The organism is Halorubrum tropicale (assembly GCF_001280455.1).
GTDB lineage: Archaea > Halobacteriota > Halobacteria > Halobacteriales > Haloferacaceae > Halorubrum > Halorubrum tropicale.
On sequence record NZ_LIST01000003.1, the window covers coordinates 353,467 to 374,640 of the forward strand.

22 protein-coding genes, 2 tRNA genes and 1 pseudogene are annotated in these 21,174 nt (G+C 72.2%); 9 read left to right on the forward strand and 16 right to left on the reverse strand.

The genetic code is table 11. The annotated features are described in order from the left end of the window. The first annotated feature begins 45 nt into the window (after window positions 1–45). Complete coding sequence (locus AMR74_RS09540; protein WP_053771836.1) at window positions 46–579, forward strand: metallophosphoesterase; 534 nt, start codon at window positions 46–48, stop codon at window positions 577–579. Between the two features lie 359 nt (window positions 580–938). Here AMR74_RS09540 and AMR74_RS09545 read toward each other — a convergent pair whose 3' ends face one another. The 3 genes from AMR74_RS09545 to AMR74_RS09555 form a co-directional block, all read right to left on the reverse strand. After that, window positions 939–3,665 carry a TRAP transporter permease gene (locus tag AMR74_RS09545; RefSeq protein ID WP_053771837.1) on the reverse strand — a complete coding sequence of 909 codons (2,727 nt, stop codon included), beginning with the start codon at window positions 3,663–3,665 and terminating at the stop codon, window positions 939–941. Next, complete coding sequence (locus AMR74_RS09550; protein ID WP_394324738.1) at window positions 3,662–4,105, reverse strand: DUF1850 domain-containing protein; 444 nt, start codon at window positions 4,103–4,105, stop codon at window positions 3,662–3,664. Before AMR74_RS09550 ends, AMR74_RS09545 begins: the two co-directional genes overlap by 4 nt. A gap of 194 nt (window positions 4,106–4,299) precedes the next feature. Next, entirely contained in the window at window positions 4,300–5,262 is a 963-nt protein-coding gene (locus AMR74_RS09555) for a TAXI family TRAP transporter solute-binding subunit (RefSeq protein ID WP_053771838.1), read from the reverse strand. Window positions 5,263–5,524: 262 nt separating this feature from the next. Here AMR74_RS09555 and AMR74_RS19805 point away from each other — a divergent pair. Continuing rightward, window positions 5,525–5,656 (forward strand): annotated as a pseudogene (locus tag AMR74_RS19805) (DUF7859 family protein); the annotation flags it as partial. After that, on the forward strand, window positions 5,656–6,831 hold the full coding sequence (locus tag AMR74_RS09560) for an inorganic phosphate transporter (protein ID WP_053771839.1): 1,176 nt from the start codon (window positions 5,656–5,658) through the stop codon (window positions 6,829–6,831). The pseudogene AMR74_RS19805 and the gene AMR74_RS09560, both read left to right, overlap by 1 nt. Before the next feature lie 28 nt (window positions 6,832–6,859). Here the strand turns inward: AMR74_RS09560 and ygfZ are convergent, their stop codons facing one another. The 3 genes from ygfZ to AMR74_RS09575 form a co-directional block, all read right to left on the reverse strand. After that, a complete protein-coding gene (gene ygfZ, locus AMR74_RS09565) occupies window positions 6,860–8,017 on the reverse strand; it encodes a CAF17-like 4Fe-4S cluster assembly/insertion protein YgfZ (RefSeq protein WP_053771840.1) in 1,158 nt (385 codons plus the stop codon). A 47-nt stretch (window positions 8,018–8,064) separates the two neighbouring features. Then, window positions 8,065–8,364, reverse strand: a complete 300-nt coding sequence (locus tag AMR74_RS09570; protein ID WP_053771841.1) for a DUF6432 family protein — start codon at window positions 8,362–8,364, stop codon at window positions 8,065–8,067. Window positions 8,365–8,431: 67 nt separating this feature from the next. Continuing rightward, a complete protein-coding gene (locus tag AMR74_RS09575) occupies window positions 8,432–8,953 on the reverse strand; it encodes an archaemetzincin family Zn-dependent metalloprotease (protein WP_053771842.1) in 522 nt (173 codons plus the stop codon). A 39-nt stretch (window positions 8,954–8,992) separates the two neighbouring features. Between AMR74_RS09575 and AMR74_RS09580 the strand changes: the two genes are divergently transcribed. Together AMR74_RS09580 and AMR74_RS09585 are read left to right on the forward strand one after the other, a co-directional pair. Beyond that, the gene (locus tag AMR74_RS09580) at window positions 8,993–9,460 is read left to right on the forward strand and encodes a UPF0146 family protein (RefSeq protein ID WP_053771843.1); all 468 of its coding nucleotides are present in this window, start codon (window positions 8,993–8,995) and stop codon (window positions 9,458–9,460) included. A gap of 119 nt (window positions 9,461–9,579) precedes the next feature. Further along, complete coding sequence (locus AMR74_RS09585) at window positions 9,580–10,443, forward strand: TIGR01548 family HAD-type hydrolase (protein WP_053771844.1); 864 nt, start codon at window positions 9,580–9,582, stop codon at window positions 10,441–10,443. A gap of 442 nt (window positions 10,444–10,885) precedes the next feature. Here the strand turns inward: AMR74_RS09585 and AMR74_RS09595 are convergent. Together AMR74_RS09595 and AMR74_RS09600 are read right to left on the reverse strand one after the other, a co-directional pair. Further along, window positions 10,886–10,960, reverse strand: a tRNA-Ile gene (locus tag AMR74_RS09595). A 69-nt stretch (window positions 10,961–11,029) separates the two neighbouring features. After that, a tRNA-Asn gene (locus AMR74_RS09600) sits at window positions 11,030–11,102 on the reverse strand. Window positions 11,103–11,263: 161 nt separating this feature from the next. Between AMR74_RS09600 and cca the strand changes: the two genes are divergently transcribed. Beyond that, window positions 11,264–12,694 (forward strand): CCA tRNA nucleotidyltransferase, encoded by a 1,431-nt coding sequence (gene cca, locus AMR74_RS09605; protein ID WP_053771845.1) that lies wholly within the window; start codon window positions 11,264–11,266, stop codon window positions 12,692–12,694. Between the two features lie 58 nt (window positions 12,695–12,752). Here the strand turns inward: cca and AMR74_RS09610 are convergent, their stop codons facing one another. The 4 genes from AMR74_RS09610 to AMR74_RS09625 all read right to left on the reverse strand — a co-directional run bounded on the left by AMR74_RS09610 (window position 12,753) and on the right by AMR74_RS09625 (window position 15,082). After that, window positions 12,753–13,067 (reverse strand): hypothetical protein, encoded by a 315-nt coding sequence (locus AMR74_RS09610; RefSeq protein WP_053771846.1) that lies wholly within the window; start codon window positions 13,065–13,067, stop codon window positions 12,753–12,755. A gap of 68 nt (window positions 13,068–13,135) precedes the next feature. Further along, entirely contained in the window at window positions 13,136–13,495 is a 360-nt protein-coding gene (locus AMR74_RS09615; RefSeq protein WP_053771847.1) for a fluoride efflux transporter FluC, read from the reverse strand. Next, entirely contained in the window at window positions 13,492–13,884 is a 393-nt protein-coding gene (locus tag AMR74_RS09620; protein ID WP_053771848.1) for a fluoride efflux transporter FluC, read from the reverse strand. The genes AMR74_RS09615 and AMR74_RS09620 overlap by 4 nt, the downstream gene beginning before the upstream one ends. Window positions 13,885–13,933: 49 nt before the next feature. Then, on the reverse strand, window positions 13,934–15,082 hold the full coding sequence (locus tag AMR74_RS09625; RefSeq protein ID WP_394324736.1) for an ATP-binding protein: 1,149 nt from the start codon (window positions 15,080–15,082) through the stop codon (window positions 13,934–13,936). Window positions 15,083–15,162: 80 nt separating this feature from the next. Here AMR74_RS09625 and AMR74_RS09630 point away from each other — a divergent pair, with 80 nt between their 5' ends. After that, window positions 15,163–15,639 carry a DUF7382 domain-containing protein gene (locus AMR74_RS09630; protein ID WP_053771971.1) on the forward strand — a complete coding sequence of 159 codons (477 nt, stop codon included), beginning with the start codon at window positions 15,163–15,165 and terminating at the stop codon, window positions 15,637–15,639. A 28-nt stretch (window positions 15,640–15,667) separates the two neighbouring features. Here AMR74_RS09630 and AMR74_RS09635 read toward each other — a convergent pair whose 3' ends face one another. The 4 genes from AMR74_RS09635 to AMR74_RS09650 all read right to left on the reverse strand — a co-directional run bounded on the left by AMR74_RS09635 (window position 15,668) and on the right by AMR74_RS09650 (window position 18,263). Beyond that, complete coding sequence (locus tag AMR74_RS09635; RefSeq protein WP_053771849.1) at window positions 15,668–16,435, reverse strand: protein-L-isoaspartate O-methyltransferase family protein; 768 nt, start codon at window positions 16,433–16,435, stop codon at window positions 15,668–15,670. Window positions 16,436–16,484: 49 nt separating this feature from the next. After that, entirely contained in the window at window positions 16,485–17,117 is a 633-nt protein-coding gene (locus AMR74_RS09640) for a protein-L-isoaspartate(D-aspartate) O-methyltransferase (RefSeq protein WP_053771850.1), read from the reverse strand. Window positions 17,118–17,262: 145 nt separating this feature from the next. Beyond that, window positions 17,263–17,676: an archaeal heat shock protein Hsp14 gene (gene hsp14 / locus AMR74_RS09645; protein WP_053771851.1), complete on the reverse strand. Its 414-nt coding sequence runs from the start codon at window positions 17,674–17,676 to the stop codon at window positions 17,263–17,265. A 98-nt stretch (window positions 17,677–17,774) separates the two neighbouring features. Next, window positions 17,775–18,263 (reverse strand): Hsp20/alpha crystallin family protein, encoded by a 489-nt coding sequence (locus tag AMR74_RS09650; protein ID WP_053771852.1) that lies wholly within the window; start codon window positions 18,261–18,263, stop codon window positions 17,775–17,777. 95 nt (window positions 18,264–18,358) lie between these two features. On the opposite strand from AMR74_RS09650, the gene AMR74_RS09655 reads away from it, so the two are divergent. Both AMR74_RS09655 and ilvA read left to right on the forward strand, forming a co-directional pair. Further along, window positions 18,359–19,744 carry a cryptochrome/photolyase family protein gene (locus AMR74_RS09655; protein WP_053771853.1) on the forward strand — a complete coding sequence of 462 codons (1,386 nt, stop codon included), beginning with the start codon at window positions 18,359–18,361 and terminating at the stop codon, window positions 19,742–19,744. A 69-nt stretch (window positions 19,745–19,813) separates the two neighbouring features. Then, on the forward strand, window positions 19,814–21,076 hold the full coding sequence (ilvA, locus tag AMR74_RS09660; protein WP_053771854.1) for a threonine ammonia-lyase: 1,263 nt from the start codon (window positions 19,814–19,816) through the stop codon (window positions 21,074–21,076). Window positions 21,077–21,174 lie beyond the last annotated feature (98 nt).

The following is a 21,174-nucleotide window of genomic DNA, read 5'->3' on the forward strand; positions in this document are numbered from 1 at the left end:
GGAGGCGGGCGCGAGTTTTAACCCACGCTGGCGCGGACGGACGGTATGCTCGTCGTCGTCTCCGACACGCACGCACGCGAGGAGTCGAGGCTTCAGGGGCGGACCGCCGAGGCGGTCCGCGAGGCCGAGCTGGTGGTCCACGCGGGCGACTTCTACCGCGAACCGGTGTTGGACGCCTTCCGGTCGGCCGCCGCGAGCCTCCGCGCCGTCTACGGCAACAACGACGACGCCGCGATCCGCGACCGCGTGCCCGAGGTGCGGACGGTCGAGTACGCCGGGGTCCGGTTCGCGGTCGCCCACCGCCACCGCAGCGGCGACACGGGGCTCGTCATGCTCGGTCGCGGCCGCGACGCGGACGCCGTGATCTGCGGCCACAGCCACCGGCCGCGGTTCGACGACTCGGGCGGGCTGCCGATACTGAACCCTGGGAGCCACGCGCAGCCGCGCGGGAACCGCCCGGCGCACGCGGAGCTGACGCCGGTCGGCGGGGAGCGCGGGAACGGACTGGCGGGAGAACTGGTGACGCCGGACGGCGAGGTCTTCGAGACGTTCCGCATCGAGGGCGGGAGCGCGGAGTAACGGATCGAGAGCGCAGGGTAACGGAGCGGGGCGCGAGAAGCGGGCGTGAGGCCGTCGTGCGCGGCGGCGGGGACCGATCGCGACGCCCCGCGTGCGGCCGGACCGGCCGACGGTCGCGTGCACGGTGGCGGACCCGAGTCGGTGCGGGTGGACGCCGGCGGGCGGACCGCGCCCGGGGGAGGGGTTCTGGGCAGGGAGGGAGGCGGCGAGTCCGACCGGCCGGAGCGTCGACCGGCTTCTCCGGGCGTGTGAGGGCCGAAGCGGGGGTCGCGTTTCCACCTACGAGCGGCGCGATCTTATAGGTGTCCGAGGCGCAAACGAGCGTTTTAGTCACCGAAACGCGGCGGCCGCGGCCGACCTCAGGCGGTCGTCGGCTCGCCAGAGGGGCCCGCGGGCTCGACGCTGGCCTTGCGTCGGTTCCTGACGGTGAGCGCGACGAACAGCACGAGGCCGACGCCGCGGAGCGTCAGGTCGAGCAGGAGCGCGTTCACCGAGACGCTGACGCCCGCGAGGCCGAGGACGTCGAAGACCGACTCCGAGAGCAGTCGGGGCGCCATGAGCAGCAGCGAACTGAGCGCGAACACGGCGCGCTCGGGCTTCGGGACGTCGGCGTACAGCGTCCCGATGACGGTCGCGCCCAGCGCCACGACGCCGAGGAAGACGCCGACGACGGGGATCAGGATCTCCGGCACGGAGTACGACAGCTCCGCGAGGTCGGCGAAGTTGACGACGCGGTACTGCTCGCGGAGCGGCAGTTCGTCCGCGTTCGCCTTCTCGCGCAGGAGGACGATGCCGGGAGCGAGCACGAACGCGAAGGGGACGATCGCCTTGTTCAGCGACAGCGAGAACGCCTTCACGCCGGTCTCGAACGGGTCCGACTTCGCCACCCCGCTCGCGGCGTAGGCGGCCACCGCGACCGGCGGCGTGATGTCGGCCATCACGCCGAAGTAGAGGATGTACAGGTGCGCCGCGAGCAGCGGGATCCCGAACTCGACGAGCGGCGTCGCGAGCATCGAGATCAGGATGATGTACGTCACGGTCGTCGGCATCCCCATCCCGAGGATGATGCTCGCGACCGCGGTGACGAGCAGCATGACGACGATGGACCCGCCGGACAGCTCCAAGAGGAGCGAGGTGAGGTTCGGTCCGAGCCCGGAGACGCTGATGACGCCCGGGATGATCCCCGCCGCGGCGACCGCGATGACGACCGGGACGGCCGTCCGCGCGCCCTCCTCCATCGACTTCACGACGAAGGTCCCGACGCGGAACAGCTGGTTGTCGCCGAGGTCGCGACCGGTCCGCTCGCCGGCGGACTCGGCGGCGGTCTGAACGGTGGGGTTGAGATCGAGCACCGCCGACTGGACGTCGGCGTGGACGATCATCGTCGCGACGCTGCCGAGCATCGCGTACCACCCGATCCGCGGACCGATGACCGCGAGGGCGTCGCCGAGCGGGACTCCGGCCCCGCCGGCGCCGGCGAGGAGTCCGGTGATCGGGACGCCGGCGACGGTGTAACTCGCCAGCTCGACGCCGAAGATGGCCGCCGTCGACGCGAGGAGGAACGCACGGGTCTGTTCGCTGTACGCCGCGATGAACGCGATAAGCGCGACCAGCGCGACGAGCGTGAACCACGCCGACCGCGACACGGAGAGCCGCGCGCCGATCAGGTAGTAGAGGAGCAGCACGATGGGGACCAGGTAGAACCACCCGCGCTTGAGGTGGGTCCCGAGCGACACGGTGTCGGCGTCGACGCCGCCGATCCCCTGTTGGACCGCCTTGAGGTGGACCATCACCCAGACGCCGAAGAAGAAGACGACCGCCGGGATCGTCGCGAGGATGATGATCTCGCGGAACGGCGTCGCGGTGTACTGGACCATGAGGAACGCCGCCGCCCCCATCACCGGGGGCAGGATCTGGCCGCCGGAGGAGGCCGACGACTCGACCGCGCCGGAGAACTCGGGCGAGTAGCCCGACTTCTTCATCAGCGGGATGGTGAACGCCCCCGTCGTGACCGTGTTCGCGATCGACGAGCCCGAAATGGTGCCCATGAAGCCGCTGGCGAGGATGCTCGACTTCGCCGGGCCGCCCTTCCGGTGGCCGGTGGCGGCGTACGCGAGGTCGATGAACCACTGGCCCGCGCCGCTCATCTCGAGGAACGAGCCGAACAGGATGAAGATGTAAATGAAGCTGACGGAGACGGTGACCGGGATCCCGAACACGCCGTTTTCGGTGTTGTACCACAGGTTCTGGATGATGTCGGGCCAGGTGAACTGGGGGATCGCGAGGAGCCCGACGAACGGCGTGTTACCGCTGATGAGGTACCCCCAGCGGGCGTACACGATGAAGCTGGCGACGATGATCATGAGCGGCAGCCCGAGCGTCCGCCGGGTGGCCTCCAGCACGAGGAGGACGCCGAGCACGCCGAGCAGCATCGCGTAGGAGTACTCGCTGACGAACGGGACGCCCCCGAGCAGCGGTTCGAGGACCGAGTAGACGCCGGTGATCGGGCGACCGGACTCGAGCCCGAAGGCGCGGATGTCGCGGATCTCCCGGAACTCGGTGAGGAAGTAGACGACCGCGAGCAGCGAGACGATCATACAGGCCACGTCGAACGGCGTGACCCGGCTGCGGTCCGGGTCGACGAACGCCCACCGGACCGCGCGCCGAACGCCGTCGAGGACCCGCGAGAGCGGGTTCGAACCGCCGAGGCGGCTCGCGGCGGCGTCGACTGCCCCGCCGAGCCGCCGCGAGAGGGGCCCGTCGCCCATGGTGGCCGGGAACATCAGGAAGGTGAGCACGAGCGCGAAGCCGACGTGGACCGCGTTGGCCTGGAGCAGTTGGAGCGAAATCTGTATCGGCCGCACCGTCAGCAGTCCGAGATCGACCGTCGGCAGCGGGATCGTGAAGGTGAAACTGCGCGCCGCGAGCGCCAGTTGGAAGAGCGAAAAGCAGATCCCGATGACCGCGACGGCGAGGGCGGCGAGCCCCTGTAACGACCGCCGGCGCTCGATCTCGTCGATTATCTCGTCGGCCTCTTCTCTGGAAATCTCCTCGGCGTCGTCCGGTTGTGTGTCGTTCGTGCTCATGAGAATACGTCCGTGAGGCCCCGGCGTTCCACGCGGATCCGAACGTCCCTCGCGCCGGTCTCCGCGACCAGGTCGTACCGGGTGTCCTCGACGATCAGAGTGTGGTTAGCGATCCGCCCCGGGGAGACCGACAGGGTCTCGAGCGTCGTTATCGGCCCGGGCGGGTCGTAGACGAAGGTCCCGTTGACGTTCGTGACGTTCACCCGCGAGGGGAGTCCCCAGCCGTACGACTCGAACTCCATGCGCGTGTTCACGAGCGTCTCGCCCTCGACGCGGTACTCGTCGTACACCGGGGTTTTCTCGACGCTGTGGGTGTACGACAGCGCGACCGTGCTCCCGTCGTCGACCGGGTGCGTCAGGTAGCGCTCGCCGGTGTCGATCCCCTCGACGACGAGCACCTGTCCGGAGGGGGCCGCGACGGCGGCGCCGGCGATCGACAGACACAGCGCGACCGCTACCACCGCGAGCGCCGGGCCGAGCAGGTCTCGCGAAGTCGCGTCTCGGAGTGCCACGTGTGATGTTCAGGTGCGGTGACGAGGGTCCCGCGTCGGACAGAGTGCGAGCGTCGCGTCTCGCGGACGGAGACGCGGGCGCGAAGCGGTGCGTTGCCGCCGGAGCCGACCTACCGGGTCGGTCAGGCGTCGAAGTACGCCGCGGCGCCCTCGTGCAGCTCGATGGACATCCCGTCCTGAGCGCTGTCGGCGGAGATGAAGTCGGTCTTGATGCTCAACTCGCCGACGTTGTCGAAGATGGCGCCCGTCACGGTCTCGACGGTATCGGCCGGGACGCCGGCGTGGGTGGCTATCATCGCCTGGACCGCGACGGTCTCGACGTCGCTGTCGATGCCCGTGTAGGTGCCGCCGGGGATCGTGTCGTCGGCGAACCACGAGGCGGCGTCCTTGACGGCCTGGCGGTTGTCCCCCTGGATCGGGACGATGTTGATGTCGTTCGTGGTCGCGAGCTCCTCGATGGCCCCGACCGGCCAGCCGCCGACGACGAACGCGGCGTCGATGTCCCCGTTCGCGAGCTGTTCGGAGGCCTGCGAGAAGCCGGCGTTCTGCTCGTTGTAGTCGCTGATGCCGACGGCCTCGAGGATCTGGTTCGCGTTGACCTGCGTCCCGGAGCCGAGGTCGCCCGTGTTGATCGTCGCGCCGCTGAGGTCGGAGAGCGACTCGATACCGGAGTCCGACAGGGTGACGACCGTGATCGTCTCGGGGTACAGCGTCGCGACGCCCTGCAGGTTCTCGACAGCGTTGCCCTCGAACGTGTCAATGCCCGTCCCGTTCTTCGCGAAGTAGGCGATGTCGTTCTGGATCAGCGCGAAGTCGGCGGACTCGTCGCCGAGGCTGCCGACGTTCTCGACGCTCGCGCCCGTCGACTGAACGTTCAGCGAGAAGTCGGTGTTCTCCTCGACGACCGTCTTGATCTCGTTCGAGAGCGGGAAGTACGTCCCTCCCGTGCCTCCGGCGTGCCAGCTCAAGCGGGAGCCGTCACCGCCGTCGCCGCCGTCGCCGCCGCCGCTACACCCGGCCAGCGCCGCGATGCCGGCCACACCGATCGCTTCCAGTACCTGTCGTCTGTTCTGTTTGTCCGTCATACCACTATAACCCAGAACGATACAGCTATATAACTGTGTTCATGAGAAGAGTAAACAATACCCACTTTACGGGGGCAGAGAGGAGTTCGTTTCGCGACGGCACCGGATTCGTCCCGGCAACGAGCCGGTTCTGCCGCGCGTCGCGTCGATCGGCCTCACGACGGCGGGCCGGGGTCCTGAAGACGTTCGAGAGCGGGGCACCGCGCACGCCGGTCCCCGCCGCGTCGCCCGAAACGCATAACACCGTCCCGACGGATTCACGTCTATGCTCCCGGTACAGCCGCTGTTCGTGCTTCTGTTGGTGGGTCTTCTCGGGCTGTTCTTCTTCGGGTTCCTCCTCGTTCGGCGCACGGTGAGGGGGCTAAACGAGGGGTACAACGACGGGCGGAGCTGATGGTCGTCGTCACCGCCGCGACGCTCGTCGTCGCCGCCGCGGCCAGCCTCTTCATGGCGTGGTCGATCGGCGCGGGCTCGTCGGGGTCGACCCCGTTCGCCCCCGCGGTCGGCGCGAACGCCATCTCCGTGATGCGGGCCGGCCTGATCGTCGGCGTCCTCGGGCTGCTCGGCGCGACGCTCCAGGGGGCGAACGTGACGGAGGCGGTCGGCACCGAGCTGATCGGCGGCGTGACGCTCACGGCCGCGGCGGCCATCGTCGCGCTCGTCACGGCCGCCGCGCTGGTCGCGGTCGGCGTGTTCGCTGGCTATCCGATCGCGACGGCGTTCACCGTCACCGGGGCGGTCGTCGGCGTCGGCCTCGCGATGGGGGGCGACCCGGCGTGGCCGAAGTACGCCGAGATCGCGACGCTGTGGGTGCTCACCCCGTTCGTCGGCGGCGGCGTCGCCTTCGGCGTCGCCCGGCTGCTCATCGGCGAGTCGCTGCCCGAGCGCCCGCTGACCGCGGCGCTCGCCGGGCTCGTGGGCGCGCTCCTCGCGAACGTCGGGTTCGCGCTGCTCGGGCCGGCCGGCGAACAGGCGTCGGTGGCGGGCGTCCTCGGGGCGGATCTCGGGATCGGCGGCGCGGGGGCGCCCGCGGTGACCCTCGGGATCGCCGCCCTGGTCGCGGTCGCCGTGTACGCCGACCTCGGCCGCGACCGCGAGGGCGCCCAGCGGCGGTTCCTTTTGGCGATGGGGGGCCTCGTCGCGTTCTCGGCCGGCGGGTCGCAGGTGGGGCTCGCGATCGGCCCCCTCGTCCCGATCTTCAGCGAGGTCGGGGTCCCGCTGTGGGCGCTGCTCGTCGGCGGGGGCGCCGGGCTGCTGGCCGGGTCGTGGACGGGCGCGCCGCGGATGATCAAGGCGCTCGCGCAGGACTACGCCTCGATGGGGCCGCGGCGGTCGATCTCCGCGCTGATCCCGTCGTTCGCGATCGCGCAGACCGCCGTCGCCTTCGGGATCCCCGTCTCGTTCAACGAGATCATCGTCTCCGCGATCGTCGGCGCGGGCTACGCCGCGGGCGACGCGGGCGTCAGCCGGAAGAAGATGGGGTACACGGTCCTCGCGTGGGTCGGGTCGCTCGTCGGCGCGTTCGCGCTCGGGTTTAGCCTCTACGCGGCGGTCGACTTCGTCGTCTGAGCCGCGGCGGGCGCCGTCAGCGGGACGCTCAGGCGCGCAGATCGGGGTACGTCGGCAGCCTCGCGGACGCCGCGCTCCCGTCGACGAACGGGAGGTCGACCGCGGCGGCCGAGACCTCCTCGCCGTCGACGCGGACGGTGACCGGGCCGAGGCCGGCGTCGAACGCGACGAGCGCGAGGGCGACCGGGACCTCGGTCGCGGGGCCGACCGCGGCCCGGGTCACCTCGCCTATCGCCTCGTCGCCGTCGAAGACGGCCGCGCCGGGGTCGGGGAGCGCGGCGTCGATCCCCTCGGGGTCGGCGTTCGCGTCGACGCCGGCGACCGCCTCGGCGGCGCCGTCGAGTTCGAGGCCGACCAGCCGGCGGCTCGGTCGCCCCTGGTTCTCCACGCGCGAGACGACCTCCTGGCCGACGTAACACCCCTTCTCGAAGTCGAGCGCGTTCCGGAGGCCGAGCACGTTCGGGACGGTGCCGGCCAGCTCGTGCTCGAAGAGGGGCGTCCCGGCCTCGGTCGCGAGCGCGTCCCACGTCCGGTAGCCGAACGGCGCGGCGTTGAGCCCGCGGTTGATCAGGGTGTCGAACACCTCGCCCGCGTCGGCGGCGGCGCAGACGATCTCGTACCCCTCCTCGCCGAGCGGGGCGTCCGTCGCGATCACCGTGACGCCGGCGTCGACCATCGACCCGCGGACGAAGGAGAGGGGGTCCTCTGGCGCGCCCGGTCCGCCGAGGACGGAGGCCACCTTCTCCGTCGACTTCGGGCCGTGGACGCCGAACACGCCGAACTCGTCGGAGACGTCGTCGATCTCCACGTCCTGGATGAACACGTTCTCCGCCCAGTCGGCGGCGACCGACTCGGCCCGCTCCGGGGGGAGGAAGACGAGCAGTCGCTCGTCGGCGTTGTACACGTACATGTCCGTCTCGATCCCGCCCTGCGGGTCGAGCAGCAGGGCGTAGGTCCCCTCGCCGTCCGCGGTCGGGACGCGGTTCGAGACGGCGTTGTCCACGAACTCGACGCGGTCGTCGCCTCTGACGGCGAGGACGCCGTACCCCATCTCGATCACGCCGGCGACGTTGCGGACCGCCTTGCCGACGCGGACGGGCTTCCCGTAGTGGTCGACGACCTCTCGGCCGCCGCGGTCGCGGTACACGGCGCCGTGCGCGTCGTGGGTGCCGGAGACGAGCGTCATGGCCGGAGGGACGCGAGCGAGAGCCAAAAGGTCGCCGTCTCCGGCGGCTACAGTCCGAGGCGGTCGCGGATCGCGTCGACGAGCCCCGCCGACGGGTCGTCGTCCGGCGCCTCGGGGTCCGGAACGACCTTGTCGTGGGCGTACACCCGGACGTGCTCGTCCGACTCCACGGTGATGAGCGAGTCCTCCTTCAGCGCCGAGAGGGCCTCCTCGACGGCGTCGATGTCGGCGTCGACGGCCGCGCGAAGTTCGAGGACCGTCATCCCCTCGTCGCCGCGGTCGACGAGCGCGTCGAGCAGCGCGACCTCGACGTCCGGCCGGTCGCGGTATTCCGGCTTTGCGGCCATACGTGTCCCTTGTGCGGGGCGGACTTTACGTCTACCGGCGGTCGGCGAGCGGGCGGCGGCCGCGCGCTCAGCGTATGAGCCGAGAACAGGTGCCGCAGAGGTTCTCCTCTTTTACGTCGACCTCGCGGACGGTGGGCGAAAACGACATCACGCACTTGCTGTTGTCGCAGTGCTCCAAGCCGAGCGTGTGCCCGATCTCGTGGACCACCTCCTTGCGGACGCGGTCGCCGAAGACGTCGACGGCGGGTTTAGTCGAGACGCCGCCGTCCGAGGAGGTGCGGAGCCGGTGGGTGGAGATGACGGAGCCGCTGCCGTTGAGGTACGCGAGGCCGAAGACGTAGTTCCGGCGCCGGTAGTAGAGGTCCTCGGGCGTGATGCCGATGTTCTTCTCGCCGCCGCCGACCCGGGTGACCGTCTCGATGAGGTCCTCGGCGCGGTACTGGTCGCGGTCGGCGTCGAACGCGGAGTCCGGGATCGCCTGGTCGTCGTGGACCGTCACGTCACAGTCGTACACGGAACGCAGCGCAGCGGAGGCCTCCCGTTTCACTCGGGGCGTGACCTCCCCGACCGGGACGATGTCCACGAGCATGGAACCGCTTTTGACCGCCGCGGTCATAAAGGCCGCGCCGTGGGGTCACCGCCGCCGTCCGAACGGGCGCTCGTCGCCGCACTCGACCCGTACGAGCGGCTGATCGAGGTCGGCGTCGGGCGGCGTCCGGACGTCGCCCTCGCGCTCGCGGACCGGGGCCGAGCGGTCGTCGCCGTCGACGTCACTGTGAGCGAGTCGGCGCGGGAGGCGGCGACGGCGGCACAGTCGGGCGAGGGGTCGCTCCGCGTCGCCGCCGCGGACGTGACGGCGTTGGCGGCCGACGACGGACGGGCGATCCGCGACGCGATCGGCTCCGAGTCGGTCGGAGACGGGGTCGACGCCGTGTACGCGCGGAACCTGCCCGCCGAGATCCAGCGCCCGACCGTCGCGCTGGCCGAGCGGCTCGACGCCGCCTGCCTGTTCACCACGCTCGGGTTCGAGGAGCCGGTCGTCGACGTCCGGCGGCGGTCGCGGGAGGCGGGGACCGTCGTGTACGTCGCCCGGTGACGCCGCGGCCCGGCGACCGCTCCGTCGCGACGCTCGAACCGGCGGTCGGGGCGTCCCTCGAACCGGCGACGCCGGCCGCGAACCCGAACGTTCATTCCGCCCCCAGACGGCCTTGCGGTATGCAGGTCGACGCAGTGGTCCTCGACATCGACGGGGTGTTGGTGGACGTGGCGGACTCCTACCGTCGGGCGATCCTCGAGTCGGTCGACCGTGTCTGCGGCAAGCCGATCGACCGCGACGCGGTCCAGGCGTTCAAGGACGCCGGCGGCTTCAACAACGACTGGGAGCTGACCGACGCGGCCGCGCTGTTCGTGTTGGCCCGCCGGGAGGGGCTCCGGATGGACGTCGAGGAGTTCACCGACCGCGTCCGCGAGCTCGGCGGCGGCCTCGACGCCGCCAAGGAGGTCGTCGGCGACCTCCCGCGGGTCGCGCAGGCCCGCGTCCGCGATCAGTGGGATCGGGACGCGCTCCGCGAGACGTTCCAGGCGCTGTACCTCGGCGCGGAGCTGTACCGCGAGCTGGAGGGCGGCGAGCCGCCGGTCGAGACGGACGGGTACATCCACGACGAGCCGACGCTCGTCGCCCCCGAGACGATCGCCGAGCTCACCGATCGGTTCGACGTCGGCGTCCTCACCGGTCGGCCGGCGGCGGAGGCCGACATCGCCCTGGATCGCGTCGGTCTCGACGTGCCCGAGGACCGGCGGTTCACGATGGACGACTGGGAGGAGGGGAAGCCGCACCCGCGGGCGCTCGTCGAGCTCGCCGAGCGGTTCGACGCCGAGCGCGTCGCGTTCGCGGGCGACACCCTCGACGACGTGCGGACCGCGCGCAACGCCGACGAGACCGACGAGACGCGCGTGTACTACGGGATCGGCGTCCTCACCGGCGGGCTCACCGGCGACGCGGGCCGCGAGAAGTTCGCCGAGAACGGCGCCGACGCCGTCGTCGAGGACGTGAACGAACTGGTTGAGCTGGTGGAGTGACCGACGGCGCGTCGCGGCCGTACCGCGCGGGCGACCGAGCCAATCGGATTCCTTCGGCCGACGCGGTCGCGGAACTCGCCGGTACCGGAGACGCGTCGCGGCGGCGGCTGACGGCGAGCCGGCCGGGATTGACACTCTCGACGCCCGTATGCTGCCTCGACGCGAGACGCGGGCCACGGCCACCGGCACGAACCGGACCGGTTTTGACGGTTTATGACCCCTCGCCCGCTAGCGCGGTCGATGAGTGACGCCAACGCGACGCAGCGGATGGAAGTCAGCGGCGAGAGCGACGGCGAATCCGCGTTCGTCGCCCGGGCCCGCGACCACGAGCTGGTGATGGACGACCCCGAGTCGACGGGCGGCGACGACGCCGGCGCGGTCTCCGGCGTCTGGACGATTCGGGCGCTGCGAAGAGACTCTCCGGTAGCGAGTGTGATGTCGATGGGCCCTGCCGGATTCGAACCGGCGATCAACTCGTTATGAGCGAGTCGCTTTAACCGGACTAAGCTAAGGGCCCGTATCTGTCGATACGTCGGAGACGTTTTTTAGCGTACCGACTCGCGACGAAGCAGGTGAAAGCAGGAGGCGCCGAAGCCAGGACTCGAACCTGGGACCGCCTCGTTAACAGCGAGGCGCTCTACCAACTGAGCTACTTCGGCTCACTTCCCGGTACTCGGGTCGTTTTGATAGGGCTTTCGTTTCCGCCCGACTGCGGGGAATCCGACTGCCCGGAAGGCGCGCTACGGCCCCCGATCAGACGCACCGCCGCGGGCGCCGATCCGACCGACACGTTTTCGGCCGGACCGCGAGACCGTTCGGTATGGACGAGTTGGAGGCGGTGCTGTCGCGGGTCCGCGAGCGGGTCCTGCCGGAGCCGGCGGAGCGCGAGCGCCTGCGGGAGACCGCCGCGACGTTGACCGACCGGACCCGCGAGGCCATCGCCGACCTCCCCGTCGGCGCCGACGTGGTCCAGGTCGGGTCGACCGCGCGCGGCACGTGGGTCGCCGGCGACCGCGACATCGACCTGTTCGTCCGGTTCGACGCGGACCTCGACCGCGCCGAACTGGAGGAGTACGGCCTCGAGGTCGGCCACGCGGTCCTCCCCGACGGCCACGAGGAGTACGCCGAACACCCGTACGTGAAGGGGAGCTACGAGGGGTTCGACGTCGACCTCGTTCCCTGTCACGACGTGGAGAGCGCCGGCGAGCTGGTCTCCGCGGTCGACCGCACGCCGTTCCACGACGCCTACCTCTCCGCGCGGCTCGACGACGACCTCGCCGCGGACGTGGTGCTGGCGAAGGCGTTCCTGAAGGGGATCGGCGCGTACGGGAGCGACCTCCGCACCGAGGGGTTCTCGGGGTACCTCACGGAGCTGCTCGTGTTGGAGCTGGGCGGGTTCGTCCCGCTGGTGGAGTCGGCGCGGAGCTGGCACCCGCCGGTGGAGTTCGACCCCGAGGGGCACGCCGAGCGGACGTTCGAGGACCCGCTGGTCGTCGTCGACCCGACGGACCCGACGCGGAACGTCGCCGCGGTGCTGTCGGCGACGAACCTCGCGCGGTTCCAGCACTACGCCCGGGAGCTCCTTGCGGCCCCGAGCGGGGACCTCTTCGAGCCGGACGAGCCGGAGCCGCTGGACCCGAGCGAGGTGCGCGCGCACCTCGACCGGCGGGAGACGACGCCGGTCGCGGTCGTCTTCGACGCGCCCGACGTGGTCGACGACCAGCTGTGGCCCCAGCTCCGGCGGTCGCTGGACGGGATCGTCGGCGGGCTGAACGACCGCGGCTTCGACGTCCTCCGAGCGCGGGCCATGACCGACGCCGCGAGGGCGACAGGGGACGTTGGGCGGCACGGCGCGGAGAGGACGGCGGGACGCGACGGGTCCGACGGGACGACCCGGGCCGCGCTGTACGCCGAACTGGAGGTGACCGAGCGGCCGGCCGTCGAGCGCCACGACGGGCCGCCAGTCGCGGTCCGGAAGCACGCCGCGAGCTTCTACGAGTCGTACGTCGACGACGTCGACCCGGACACCTACGGCCCGTTCATCGACGGGGACCGATACGTCGTCGAGCGGGAGCGGGAGTTCGCCACCGTCCGGGAGTACTTGGAGAGCGACGCCGCGAGCGACGTGGCGCTCGGCGCGCAGGTGGAGCCGGCGTTCGACGACCGCGACGTGCTGGTCGGCGAGGCGGTCGCGACGCTCGCGCCCGCGTTCGGGCGGCCGCTCCGGGAGTTCTACGAGCCGCGGCCGTGAAGTCAGCGGGACGGGTCGTGCGGGGTAGCGACCCGGAACGCCGACGGGCGGGCGGGGATCAGCCGGCGACGCGGTCGAGGAGCCAGTAGACGGCGGCGGCGGCGGCGGCGACGATCAGCGCGAGCGCCGAGAGGAGCCCGGCGGCGGCGGGGAAGGACAGCCAGAACGCGGCGTAGAAGGCGAGCGCGAACGCGAACAGGCCGACGACCAGCAGTCCGCGGGAGGGGTTCTGCGCGGCGGCGACGAAGGCGCGCTGGGCGATCGAGAGGTCGCCGAACTCGGGGACGTCTTCGGGGTCCACGGCGTCGGAGAACGGCCCAGAGTCGGCCGGGTCTGTCGACTCGCCGTCGACGGAGCGGTCGGTGTCGGTCACGGACGCGGGTACGGGCCGAGGGATGCTGTACCTATCGCTTGCGGGCGGACGCCGGGCGTCGACGCCCGTCAGAGGAGCCGCCCGGCGAGGAGCGAGCCGAGGTGAAACGCGGCCAGCGCGGCCGCGAGGTTCGACCCCGCGACGGCCGCGGCGGCGCGGGCCCCCGTCTCGCTCGCGGTCCGGACCGTCCCGACGGCGAACGAGGAGAACGTCGTGAACGCGCCGCAGAAGCCGACGCCGAGGAGCAGCGCCGCCGTCGACCCGACCGGGGCGGCAGAGACGGCTCCGAGCGCGAAGCTCCCGAGCGCATTGACGAGGAGGACCGATTGGCGCCCCTCGACGCGGAGTCCGACCGCGTGCCGGGACGCGGCGCCGAGCGCGCCGCCGACGCCGACGAGCGCCGTCGCGAGGAGCGACGCGACGGTCATCGGCCGTCTCGACCCCCCACGGCGAACCCGAGCGCGGCCGCGGCGAAGCCGGTCGCGTAGCTGGCGGCGACGTACCACGCGCCGGCAGGCGTCCCGAGCGCGACCGCGTCGGCGACGAACGTGCTGTACGTCGTGAACGACGACAGCGCGCCGGTTCCGACGAACAGCCTGACTCGGTCGCTCGACGCGCGGGTCAGGAGGAGCCCGAGCGCGAACGATCCGGCGACGTTCGCGACAAGCGTTCCCGCGCCGGTCGGAGCGCCGCCGCCCGCGGCGGCGGTGGCCGCAGCGACGGCCTCGCCCGCGCCGAGGTCGACCGCGTGCCTGGCGACCGCGCCGAGGAAGCCGCCGGCCGCGACGAGCAGGAATCCGTACGGCGTCCGTTCCATGAGCGTCGGTGTGTCCGCGGGGGCTTGTGCGTTCCGAGCCGCCTCGGCGCTACTCGGCGTCCGACGGCCGGCTGGCGCGGGGGCTCTCTCCCCCGTGCGGCGTGCGTCGTTCGCGGATCCGGACCGTGTGGGCCGTCTCCGTCGCGTCGTCGACGACGAGCGCCTCGCCGACGCCCTCGGGGAGCCGCGCGGCGAGGTCGCCGGCGAGGTACGTCGCTTCCGCCTCGGCGAGCCGGTCGACGTCGCGCGCGGCCGTGAGCCGGTGGGAGACGAGGAGGTCGGACTGGGAGACGGCGACGCTCGGCAGCGCGGCCGGCCGCTGGGTCGCACAGACCAGCGAGACGCCGGGCGCGCGGCCCCGCGTGAGGAGCGTCCGGAGCGCGGGCTCGGCGACCCCGTCGAAGAACGCGTGCGCCTCGTCGACGAGCAGCCACGGCAGCCGTCGGAGGCGCCCGTCGATCCGCGCGTCGTAGAGGCCGCGAGCGACCGCGCGAACGGCGGCCGCCGCGGCGGCGTCGGGCACGCCGGCGAGGTCGATGACGGCGGGGTCGCCGTCGGCCGCGAGCGACGTGACCGAGCGCGCGTCGGCGTCGAATATTCCCCAGGAGGCCGCCAGCCGGAGGTGGTTCGCGGCGGCGCGGCGCGTCTCCGCCGGCGCGTCCGCGGCGGCGACCGCGTCCCGGAGCGCCGCGAGCGAGGGCGAGGCGCCGCCGTCGACCGCGTCGGCGACGACGCGCCAGACGAGGCTTCCCGGCCCGCTCTCGGGGTCGAGTCCCAGCAGGTCCGGCCACGTCGACGGCGGTATCGAGCCCGGGCGGACCGCGGGGTCGACGACCTGTCCCCCGGCCGCTTCGAGGCCCCCGAAGACGCCCATCGGGTCGACGACGACCGGCGCGACGCCGTCGGCGGCGGCGAGCTCCTCCGCGAGGACGCCGAGCGTGTACGACTTCCCGGTTCCGCGCTTCCCGAAGACGACGCCCGCGTGCGGGCGGTCGAGGTCGACCCCGACGGGTGCGCCCGCGCTCCCGTCGCGAGCGAGGAAGGATCCGATCCGGGCGGTGTGGGACGGGAGGTCGCCGTCACGATCGATCGCGTCGCCGCAGTCGGAGTCGCGGTCGCTCGCGTCGCCGAGGTCGCGGCCGGGGTTGCTCGCGTCGTCGCCGTCGGGCTCCGGTCCGTCGCGGCCGAGTACGTACACGCGGACGGCTGGCCTCGGTATGAGATAAAAACGGTCGGGCGGCCGATCTTTTATACCGGATGCCGCGGCCAGCGGGGCGTATGTCCGATCGAACACACGACTCGCGCACCGCGAACCGCCGGACGTTCAGCACCGACACCCGCGCGATCGAGGGGCTCCCGGTCCGCCTCGTCATCGCGCTCGTCGTCGGCGTCGCCAGCCTCAGCGTGATGATGAGGATGATCGGCGACATCGACGGGTTGGCCGCGACGGAGCTCGACGCGCAGCCGCAGCCGGAGGTGACCACGCCCGGGGAGCAGTCGATCGACGTCGCGGTCGTCGACCCGGACGGCTCCCGCGTCGCCGACGCGACGGTGATCGTCCGCGGCGGCTCCGCGCGGATCGACGGCGTCGTCACCGCGGAGACGAACGGCGAGGGGATCGCGACCGTCGACGTCGACCCCGAGTTGGGGCCGAACCAGGCCGACGGGACGCTCACCATCGACGTCAAGCCCCCGGCGGAGGGCGACTACGTCGACGAGCGGGGGAACACCGAGGTGCTCGTCGTCGAGGAGTGACGCCGCGGCGGCGCGCTGCGAGAGGCGGTCAGAGCTGATCGTCCCAGTCGATCCAGTCCTGCTCCCAGCCGTGTCGGCGCTGCCGGCCGCGCTCGGCGCGCTCGGCGTCCTCGCGGCGGGTCCGGTTGCGTTCCGTTCCCGGCTGTTCGCCGTCGACGAGCATCGGCTGGAGCCGTGCCGGGCCGTGGGTCGCGACCGTCTCGAACCCCGGCGGCGCCGGGTCGTCCCCGTCCTCGGGGGCGGTCGACGGCTCGATCGCCGCGACGGTCTGGACGCCCGCGCCGCGCGGGTAAACGATCCGGCCCCCGGACGCCAGCTGTTCGCGGAGGGGTCGCGGCGGCTCGACCACGGCGGCTTCGAGGAGGATCCGGTCGTAGGGCGCGTAGGCGGGGAGCCCGTCGGCGCCGTCCGCGCGGTCGACGAGGACGGCGCCGTAGCCGGCCGCGTCGAGGTTCGACCGCGCGGCGTGGACGGCGGCGCGGTCGATGTCGACCGCGTGGACGCGCCGCGCGCCGGCGATCGCCGCGAGCAGCGCGACCGAGTAGCCGATCCCCGCGCCGACGACGAGGACCGAGTCGCCCTCGTCGGCGTCGAGCGCGGTGAGCAGTCGGACCAGCGTCGCGAGCGAGAGCGAGTGAGGGTCGTCGCCGTCGACGGCGCCCCCGCGGGGCGAGTCGTCGACGAAGGGGTCGCGGGGGACGCGCTGAAGGGCGGTCAGCACGGGCGGCTCGATCGGCTCGCCGATCTGGTGTTCGAGCCCCTCGATCATGTCCGCCCGGAGCGACGCGTCGTCCATGCGCCGTCTCGGGACTCGGTCCTCTAAAACTGTGCGTTCGGCCGCCCGCCTACCGCATCGGGACGAACCGCACGCCGCCGTGGTCCTCGCGGTCGATCCCGTCCTCGCGGGGGGTGAGCCGGACGAGCCGCTGGCGACCGCGCTCGCTGACGGGCGCGACGACGCGGCCGTCCGTCTGGACGCGGTCGACGACGGCGTCCGGGACCGCCTCCGGCGCCGCGCAGGTGAGGTACGCGGCGTCGAACGGGGCCGCGTCGGCGAAGGCCTCGCGCCCGTCGCCGGCCGACACGGTCACCTCGTACCCGAGGCGGTCGAGGCGGTCGCGGGCGGCGGCCGCCAGATCCGGGACGCGCTCGGCCGAGAAGACGTTCCCCGGGCCGACGACCTCGGCGACGACCGCGGCGTGGTAGCCGCAGCCGGTCCCCACCTCGAAGACGCGGTCGCCGCGCTCGACGTCGAGCAGGTCGGTCATCATCGCGACCATGTGCGGCGCGCTGACCGTCTGCCCGTGACCGATCGGGAGCGGTCGGTCGGCGTACGCCGACCCGCGCACCGACTCCGGAACGAACTCGTGTCGCGGGACGGCGCCGATCGCCGACAGCGTCCGCTCGCTCGCGTCGAGGCGGTCGCGGAGCGCGTTCACCAGGTCGCGCCTGGCGGCCGCGTGGTCGGCGTCGTTCATACGGAGAGTTACCACGGGGTCCGTGGAGAAAGCATCGGCCGGAAAGAGCGGGGGTCGGCTCGACCGCGACGCATCGAGTCGTTCGGTTCGCGTCGAGCACGGGTCGGTTCGCGTCGAGCACGGGTCAGTTCGCGTCGAGCACGGGTCAGTTCACGTCGATCCGGTGGCCCTCGTCCGCGTCGACGGCGTCGAGCGGGACCGTCACCGTGAGCACGCCGTGGCGGTACGTCGCGGTCGCGTCCTCGAGGACCGCGGTCGCGGGGAGTTCGATCGTCCGAGTGACGGACTCGTGACGGCGCTCGCGGCGGAGGTAGCGTCGGTCCCCGTCCTCGCGTTCCGTGTCGCGCTCGCCGGAGATAGTCAGCCGATCGCCGCTGGCGCGAACGTCGATCTCCTCGCGGTCGAAGCCCGGGAGGTCGGCCATCACGACGAACTCGTCGTCGTACTCGGCGACGTCGATGTCGGCGGCGCGGAGGTCGCGGCCCCAGGTCCGCCCGCCGGCGAAGGGCGTGCGGCCGAGGAACTGCTCGATCTCGTCGAAGGGATTCGTCGTGTTCATAAAAACAGAAAGGCGCCGTGAGATATTAAACACAGAGTGAGGCGTGCTATCCCACGACCGCGCCGGCGTCTCGGTTAGCGGCGGCGGCGCGCTCGCGCTCAGTTGACGTCGATCGTGTGCCCGCGGTCGTCGTCGGGCGAGCGCTTGGGGAGCGTGACGGTGAGCACGCCGGCGTCGAAGGCGGCCGTCGCCGCGTCGGCCTCGACCGGTTCGGGGACCGGGACGCGGCGCGAGACGGACCGGAGGCGGCGCTCGCGCCGGTGGTAGCGGACCTCGTCGCCCTCGTCCGCGTCGTCCGCGTCGTCGCCCTCGGCGGCGAACTCGGCGGACTCCTCCCGGGAGCCGGCGATCACGAGCGCGTCGTCGCGCAGCTCGACATCCACGTCGTCGGCGTCGAACCCGGGGAGGTCGGCGACGACGGTGATCGACTCGTCGTCCTCGATCACGTCGACGTCCACCTCGCGGGCCCCGGGGAACCGCGGGACCTCGGGCCCGGCCCCCTCCAGCGTGCCGCCGAGTTCCTCGAACTCGCGGCCCATCCGTTCGAGCAGGTCCTCGATCTCGTCGAAGGGATCGCGTCGTGTCATACGGGTCAGGATTCGAGGCGGAGCGCCTTGAACGTACTGGCGGCGGGACCGGCCCCGGGCGACAGACACTATCTGCTGGCGCCCCTGGCGATCGTATGCGCCTGTTCTGGCACCGAGGCGACGCGCGGACGCGGGACAACGCCGGCCTCGCGGCGGCGGCCCGCGAAGGAACGGTCGTTCCCGTCTTCGTGTACGACGCGGACCTGCTCGCGACGGTCGGCGCGCGTCAGCGCGCCTTCTTCCTCCGGCACGTGAAGCGCTTAGAGGAGCGGTATCGAGAACTCGGGAGCGACCTCGTCGTCCGCGCGGGCGACCCGGACGATGTCCTCGTCGACCTCGCCGACGAGCACGACGCCGAGGCGGTCGTCTACAACGAGCACTACCGGCCGGCCCGCCGGAACCGACAGCGCGCGGTCGAGGACGCGCTCGCCGGCGCGGGCGTCGCGACGGACTCCCGGACGGACCTCGTGTTGGTCGACCCCGGGCGGCTGGAGGAGCGGTACCCGAACCACAGCCAGTTCCACGGCGACTGGGAGGCCGTGCCGAAGCGCGGGCCGTACGCGGAGCCCGACCCGGACGCGCTGGCCGACGTGCGCGACGGGAAGACGGTCCCCGAGCCCGACGCCGACATCGACCTCCCGGGCGCCGGGTACGAGGCCGCGCGCGAGCGGTTCGACGAGTTCCTCGACTACGGGATCACCTCCTACAACGACACCCGCGACGACCTCTCGCGGGCGGTCGAGGCGCCGACGCACGCGGTCTCCAGGATGTCGCCGTACCTCGCGACGGGGGCGATCGGGATCCGCGAGGTGTGGGCGGGCGCGAGCGACGTCTACGACGCCGTGACGGGCGGCGAGCGCCGCAACGTCGACAAGTACCGCTACGAGCTGTCGTGGCGCGAGCAGATGTACCACCTGCTGTACTACACCCCCGACCTCGCCGTCTCGAACTACAAGTCGTTCCCCAACGAGGTCGCGTGGCGGGAGTCGGACGCGGACTTCGAGGCGTGGACCCGCGGCGAGACCGGCTACCCGCTCGTCGACGCCGGGATGCGACAGCTGAACGAGGAGGGGTACGTCCACAACCGCCCGCGGCAGGTGGTCGCGAGCTTCCTGACGAAGCACCTCCTGATCGACTGGCGGCGCGGGGCGCGCTACTTCACGAAGCAGCTGATCGACCACGACTACGCCTCGAACCACGGCGCCTGGCAGTGGACCGCCTCCACCGGCACCGACTCCGTCGACGTGCGCATCTTCGACCCGGTGAGCCAGATGTCGAAGTACGACGACGGCGCCCGATACGTGAAGGCGTACGTCCCTGAGCTGTCGGACGTGCCGGCCGGGAAGGTCGTCGACTGGCCGACCCTCTCGCGGGCGGAGCGCGAGGAACTGGCGCCCGACTACCCGCACCCGATCGTCGACCGGAACGAGGGGTACGAGCGGGCCCAGCGCGTCTTCGAGGAGGCGCTCGGGAAGCGATAGGTGCGGCCAGGGCGGAAACGGCGTTCCGTATCCGAGTTCTTTTCACGGGAACCGGCGAACACCGCGCCCATGTCCCCCGTCACGGTCGACGACGTCGAGGCCGCGGCCGAGCGGCTCGCCGGCACCGACATCGCCCAGCGCACGCCCGTCGAGCGGAGCCGGTCGCTGAGCGAGCGGTGCGGGGCCGACGTGCGGCTGAAGATGGAGCACCTCCAGCGCACCGGCTCGTTCAAGACGCGCGGCGCGTACAACGCGATCTCGCGGGCGGTCGACGGCTCCGGCGAGGGGGCCGACGAGCCCGCGGTCGAGCGCGTCGTGGCCGCGAGCGCGGGCAACCACGCGCAGGGGGTGGCGCTGGCGGCGTCCGACGCCGGGATCGACGCGACGATCGTGATGCCGGAGTCGGCGCCGGCGGCGAAGATCGAGGCCACCCGCGCGTACGGCGCCGAGGTCGTCCTCCGCGGGAGCGCGTTCCCCGAGGCGATGGCCCACGCCCAGACGCTGACCGACGACCCCGGGACGCGGTTCGTCCACGCCTTCGACGACCCGGACGTGGTCGCCGGCCAGGGGACGCTCGGCTTAGAGGTGCTCGACCAGGTGCCCGCCGCCGACACCGTCCTCGTCCCGGTCGGCGGCGGCGGGCTCGCGGGCGGCGTCGCGACCGCGGTGAAGGCGCGCTCGCCCGAGACGCGCGTGATCGGCGTTCAGACCGAGGGCGCGTCGACCCTCTCGGAGAGCCTCGCGGCCGGCGAACTCGTCACGCGCGACGAGCCGGACACCATCGCGGACGGCATCGCGACCGGCGGGCTGAGCGACCTCACCCTCGGCCTGCTGGACGAGCACCTCGACGGCGCCCTCGTCGTGAGCGACGACGACGTGGCGAGCGCGATCCTCCTGCTCTTGGAGCGCGCGAAACAGCTGGTGGAGGGCGCGGGCGCGACGGCCGCGGCCGCCCTGTTGAACGACGACGCGGTCGACGAGCTCGACCTCGCCGGCGAGACCGTCGTCCCGCTGCTCTGCGGCGGTAACATCGACGTGACGACGCTGAAGGAGGTGGTGACCCACGCGCTCGTCGACCGCGACCAGCTGATCGAGCTCTCCGTCCGCATCGACGACACGCCCGGGACGATGGGGGAGATAGCGACCCTGATCGGCGGCGAGCGCGCCAACATCCGGACGGTGCGCCACGAGCGCAGCCGCCCGGACCTGCCGGTGGGCGACGCCGACCTCGTGTTCGAGGTGGAGACGAACGGGCCCGCCCACGTCGACCGCGTCCTGACGGCGGTGCGCGAGGCGGGCTACGAGGTCGAGTGGACGACGCGCGAGGCGTGAGAAGCGAGGTCGGGTGTTTATAAACTGGACTGCGGTGGCGCGCGCCTCCGAGCGGCCGCCCCCGGCGGCCGCGAGGAGCGCGTGCGAGGGAGTCGGCC

Excerpts from the sequence above, each read along its gene's own strand:
- AMR74_RS09575 (WP_053771842.1), bottom strand. The coding sequence starts at position 8,953 with ATGCTCGTGGACATCGTCCCGGTCGGGGAGGTCACGCCCCGAGTGAAA.
- AMR74_RS09585 (WP_053771844.1), top strand. The coding sequence starts at position 9,580 with ATGCAGGTCGACGCAGTGGTCCTCGACATCGACGGGGTGTTGGTGGAC.
- AMR74_RS09560 (WP_053771839.1), top strand. The coding sequence starts at position 5,656 with ATGGTCGTCGTCACCGCCGCGACGCTCGTCGTCGCCGCCGCGGCCAGC.
- AMR74_RS09630 (WP_053771971.1), top strand. The coding sequence starts at position 15,163 with ATGTCCGATCGAACACACGACTCGCGCACCGCGAACCGCCGGACGTTC.
- AMR74_RS09655 (WP_053771853.1), top strand. The coding sequence starts at position 18,359 with ATGCGCCTGTTCTGGCACCGAGGCGACGCGCGGACGCGGGACAACGCC.
- AMR74_RS09650 (WP_053771852.1), bottom strand. The coding sequence starts at position 18,263 with ATGACACGACGCGATCCCTTCGACGAGATCGAGGACCTGCTCGAACGG.
- AMR74_RS09640 (WP_053771850.1), bottom strand. The coding sequence starts at position 17,117 with ATGAACGACGCCGACCACGCGGCCGCCAGGCGCGACCTGGTGAACGCG.
- AMR74_RS09615 (WP_053771847.1), bottom strand. The coding sequence starts at position 13,495 with ATGACCGTCGCGTCGCTCCTCGCGACGGCGCTCGTCGGCGTCGGCGGC.
- ygfZ (WP_053771840.1), bottom strand. The coding sequence starts at position 8,017 with ATGACGCTCGTCTCCGGCACCCACGACGCGCACGGCGCCGTGTACCGC.
- AMR74_RS09555 (WP_053771838.1), bottom strand. The coding sequence starts at position 5,262 with ATGACGGACAAACAGAACAGACGACAGGTACTGGAAGCGATCGGTGTG.
- cca (WP_053771845.1), top strand. The coding sequence starts at position 11,264 with ATGGACGAGTTGGAGGCGGTGCTGTCGCGGGTCCGCGAGCGGGTCCTG.
- AMR74_RS09635 (WP_053771849.1), bottom strand. The coding sequence starts at position 16,435 with ATGGACGACGCGTCGCTCCGGGCGGACATGATCGAGGGGCTCGAACAC.
- AMR74_RS09540 (WP_053771836.1), top strand. The coding sequence starts at position 46 with ATGCTCGTCGTCGTCTCCGACACGCACGCACGCGAGGAGTCGAGGCTT.
- hsp14 (WP_053771851.1), bottom strand. The coding sequence starts at position 17,676 with ATGAACACGACGAATCCCTTCGACGAGATCGAGCAGTTCCTCGGCCGC.
- AMR74_RS09570 (WP_053771841.1), bottom strand. The coding sequence starts at position 8,364 with ATGGCCGCAAAGCCGGAATACCGCGACCGGCCGGACGTCGAGGTCGCG.
- AMR74_RS09545 (WP_053771837.1), bottom strand. The coding sequence starts at position 3,665 with ATGAGCACGAACGACACACAACCGGACGACGCCGAGGAGATTTCCAGA.
- ilvA (WP_053771854.1), top strand. The coding sequence starts at position 19,814 with ATGTCCCCCGTCACGGTCGACGACGTCGAGGCCGCGGCCGAGCGGCTC.
- AMR74_RS09620 (WP_053771848.1), bottom strand. The coding sequence starts at position 13,884 with ATGGAACGGACGCCGTACGGATTCCTGCTCGTCGCGGCCGGCGGCTTC.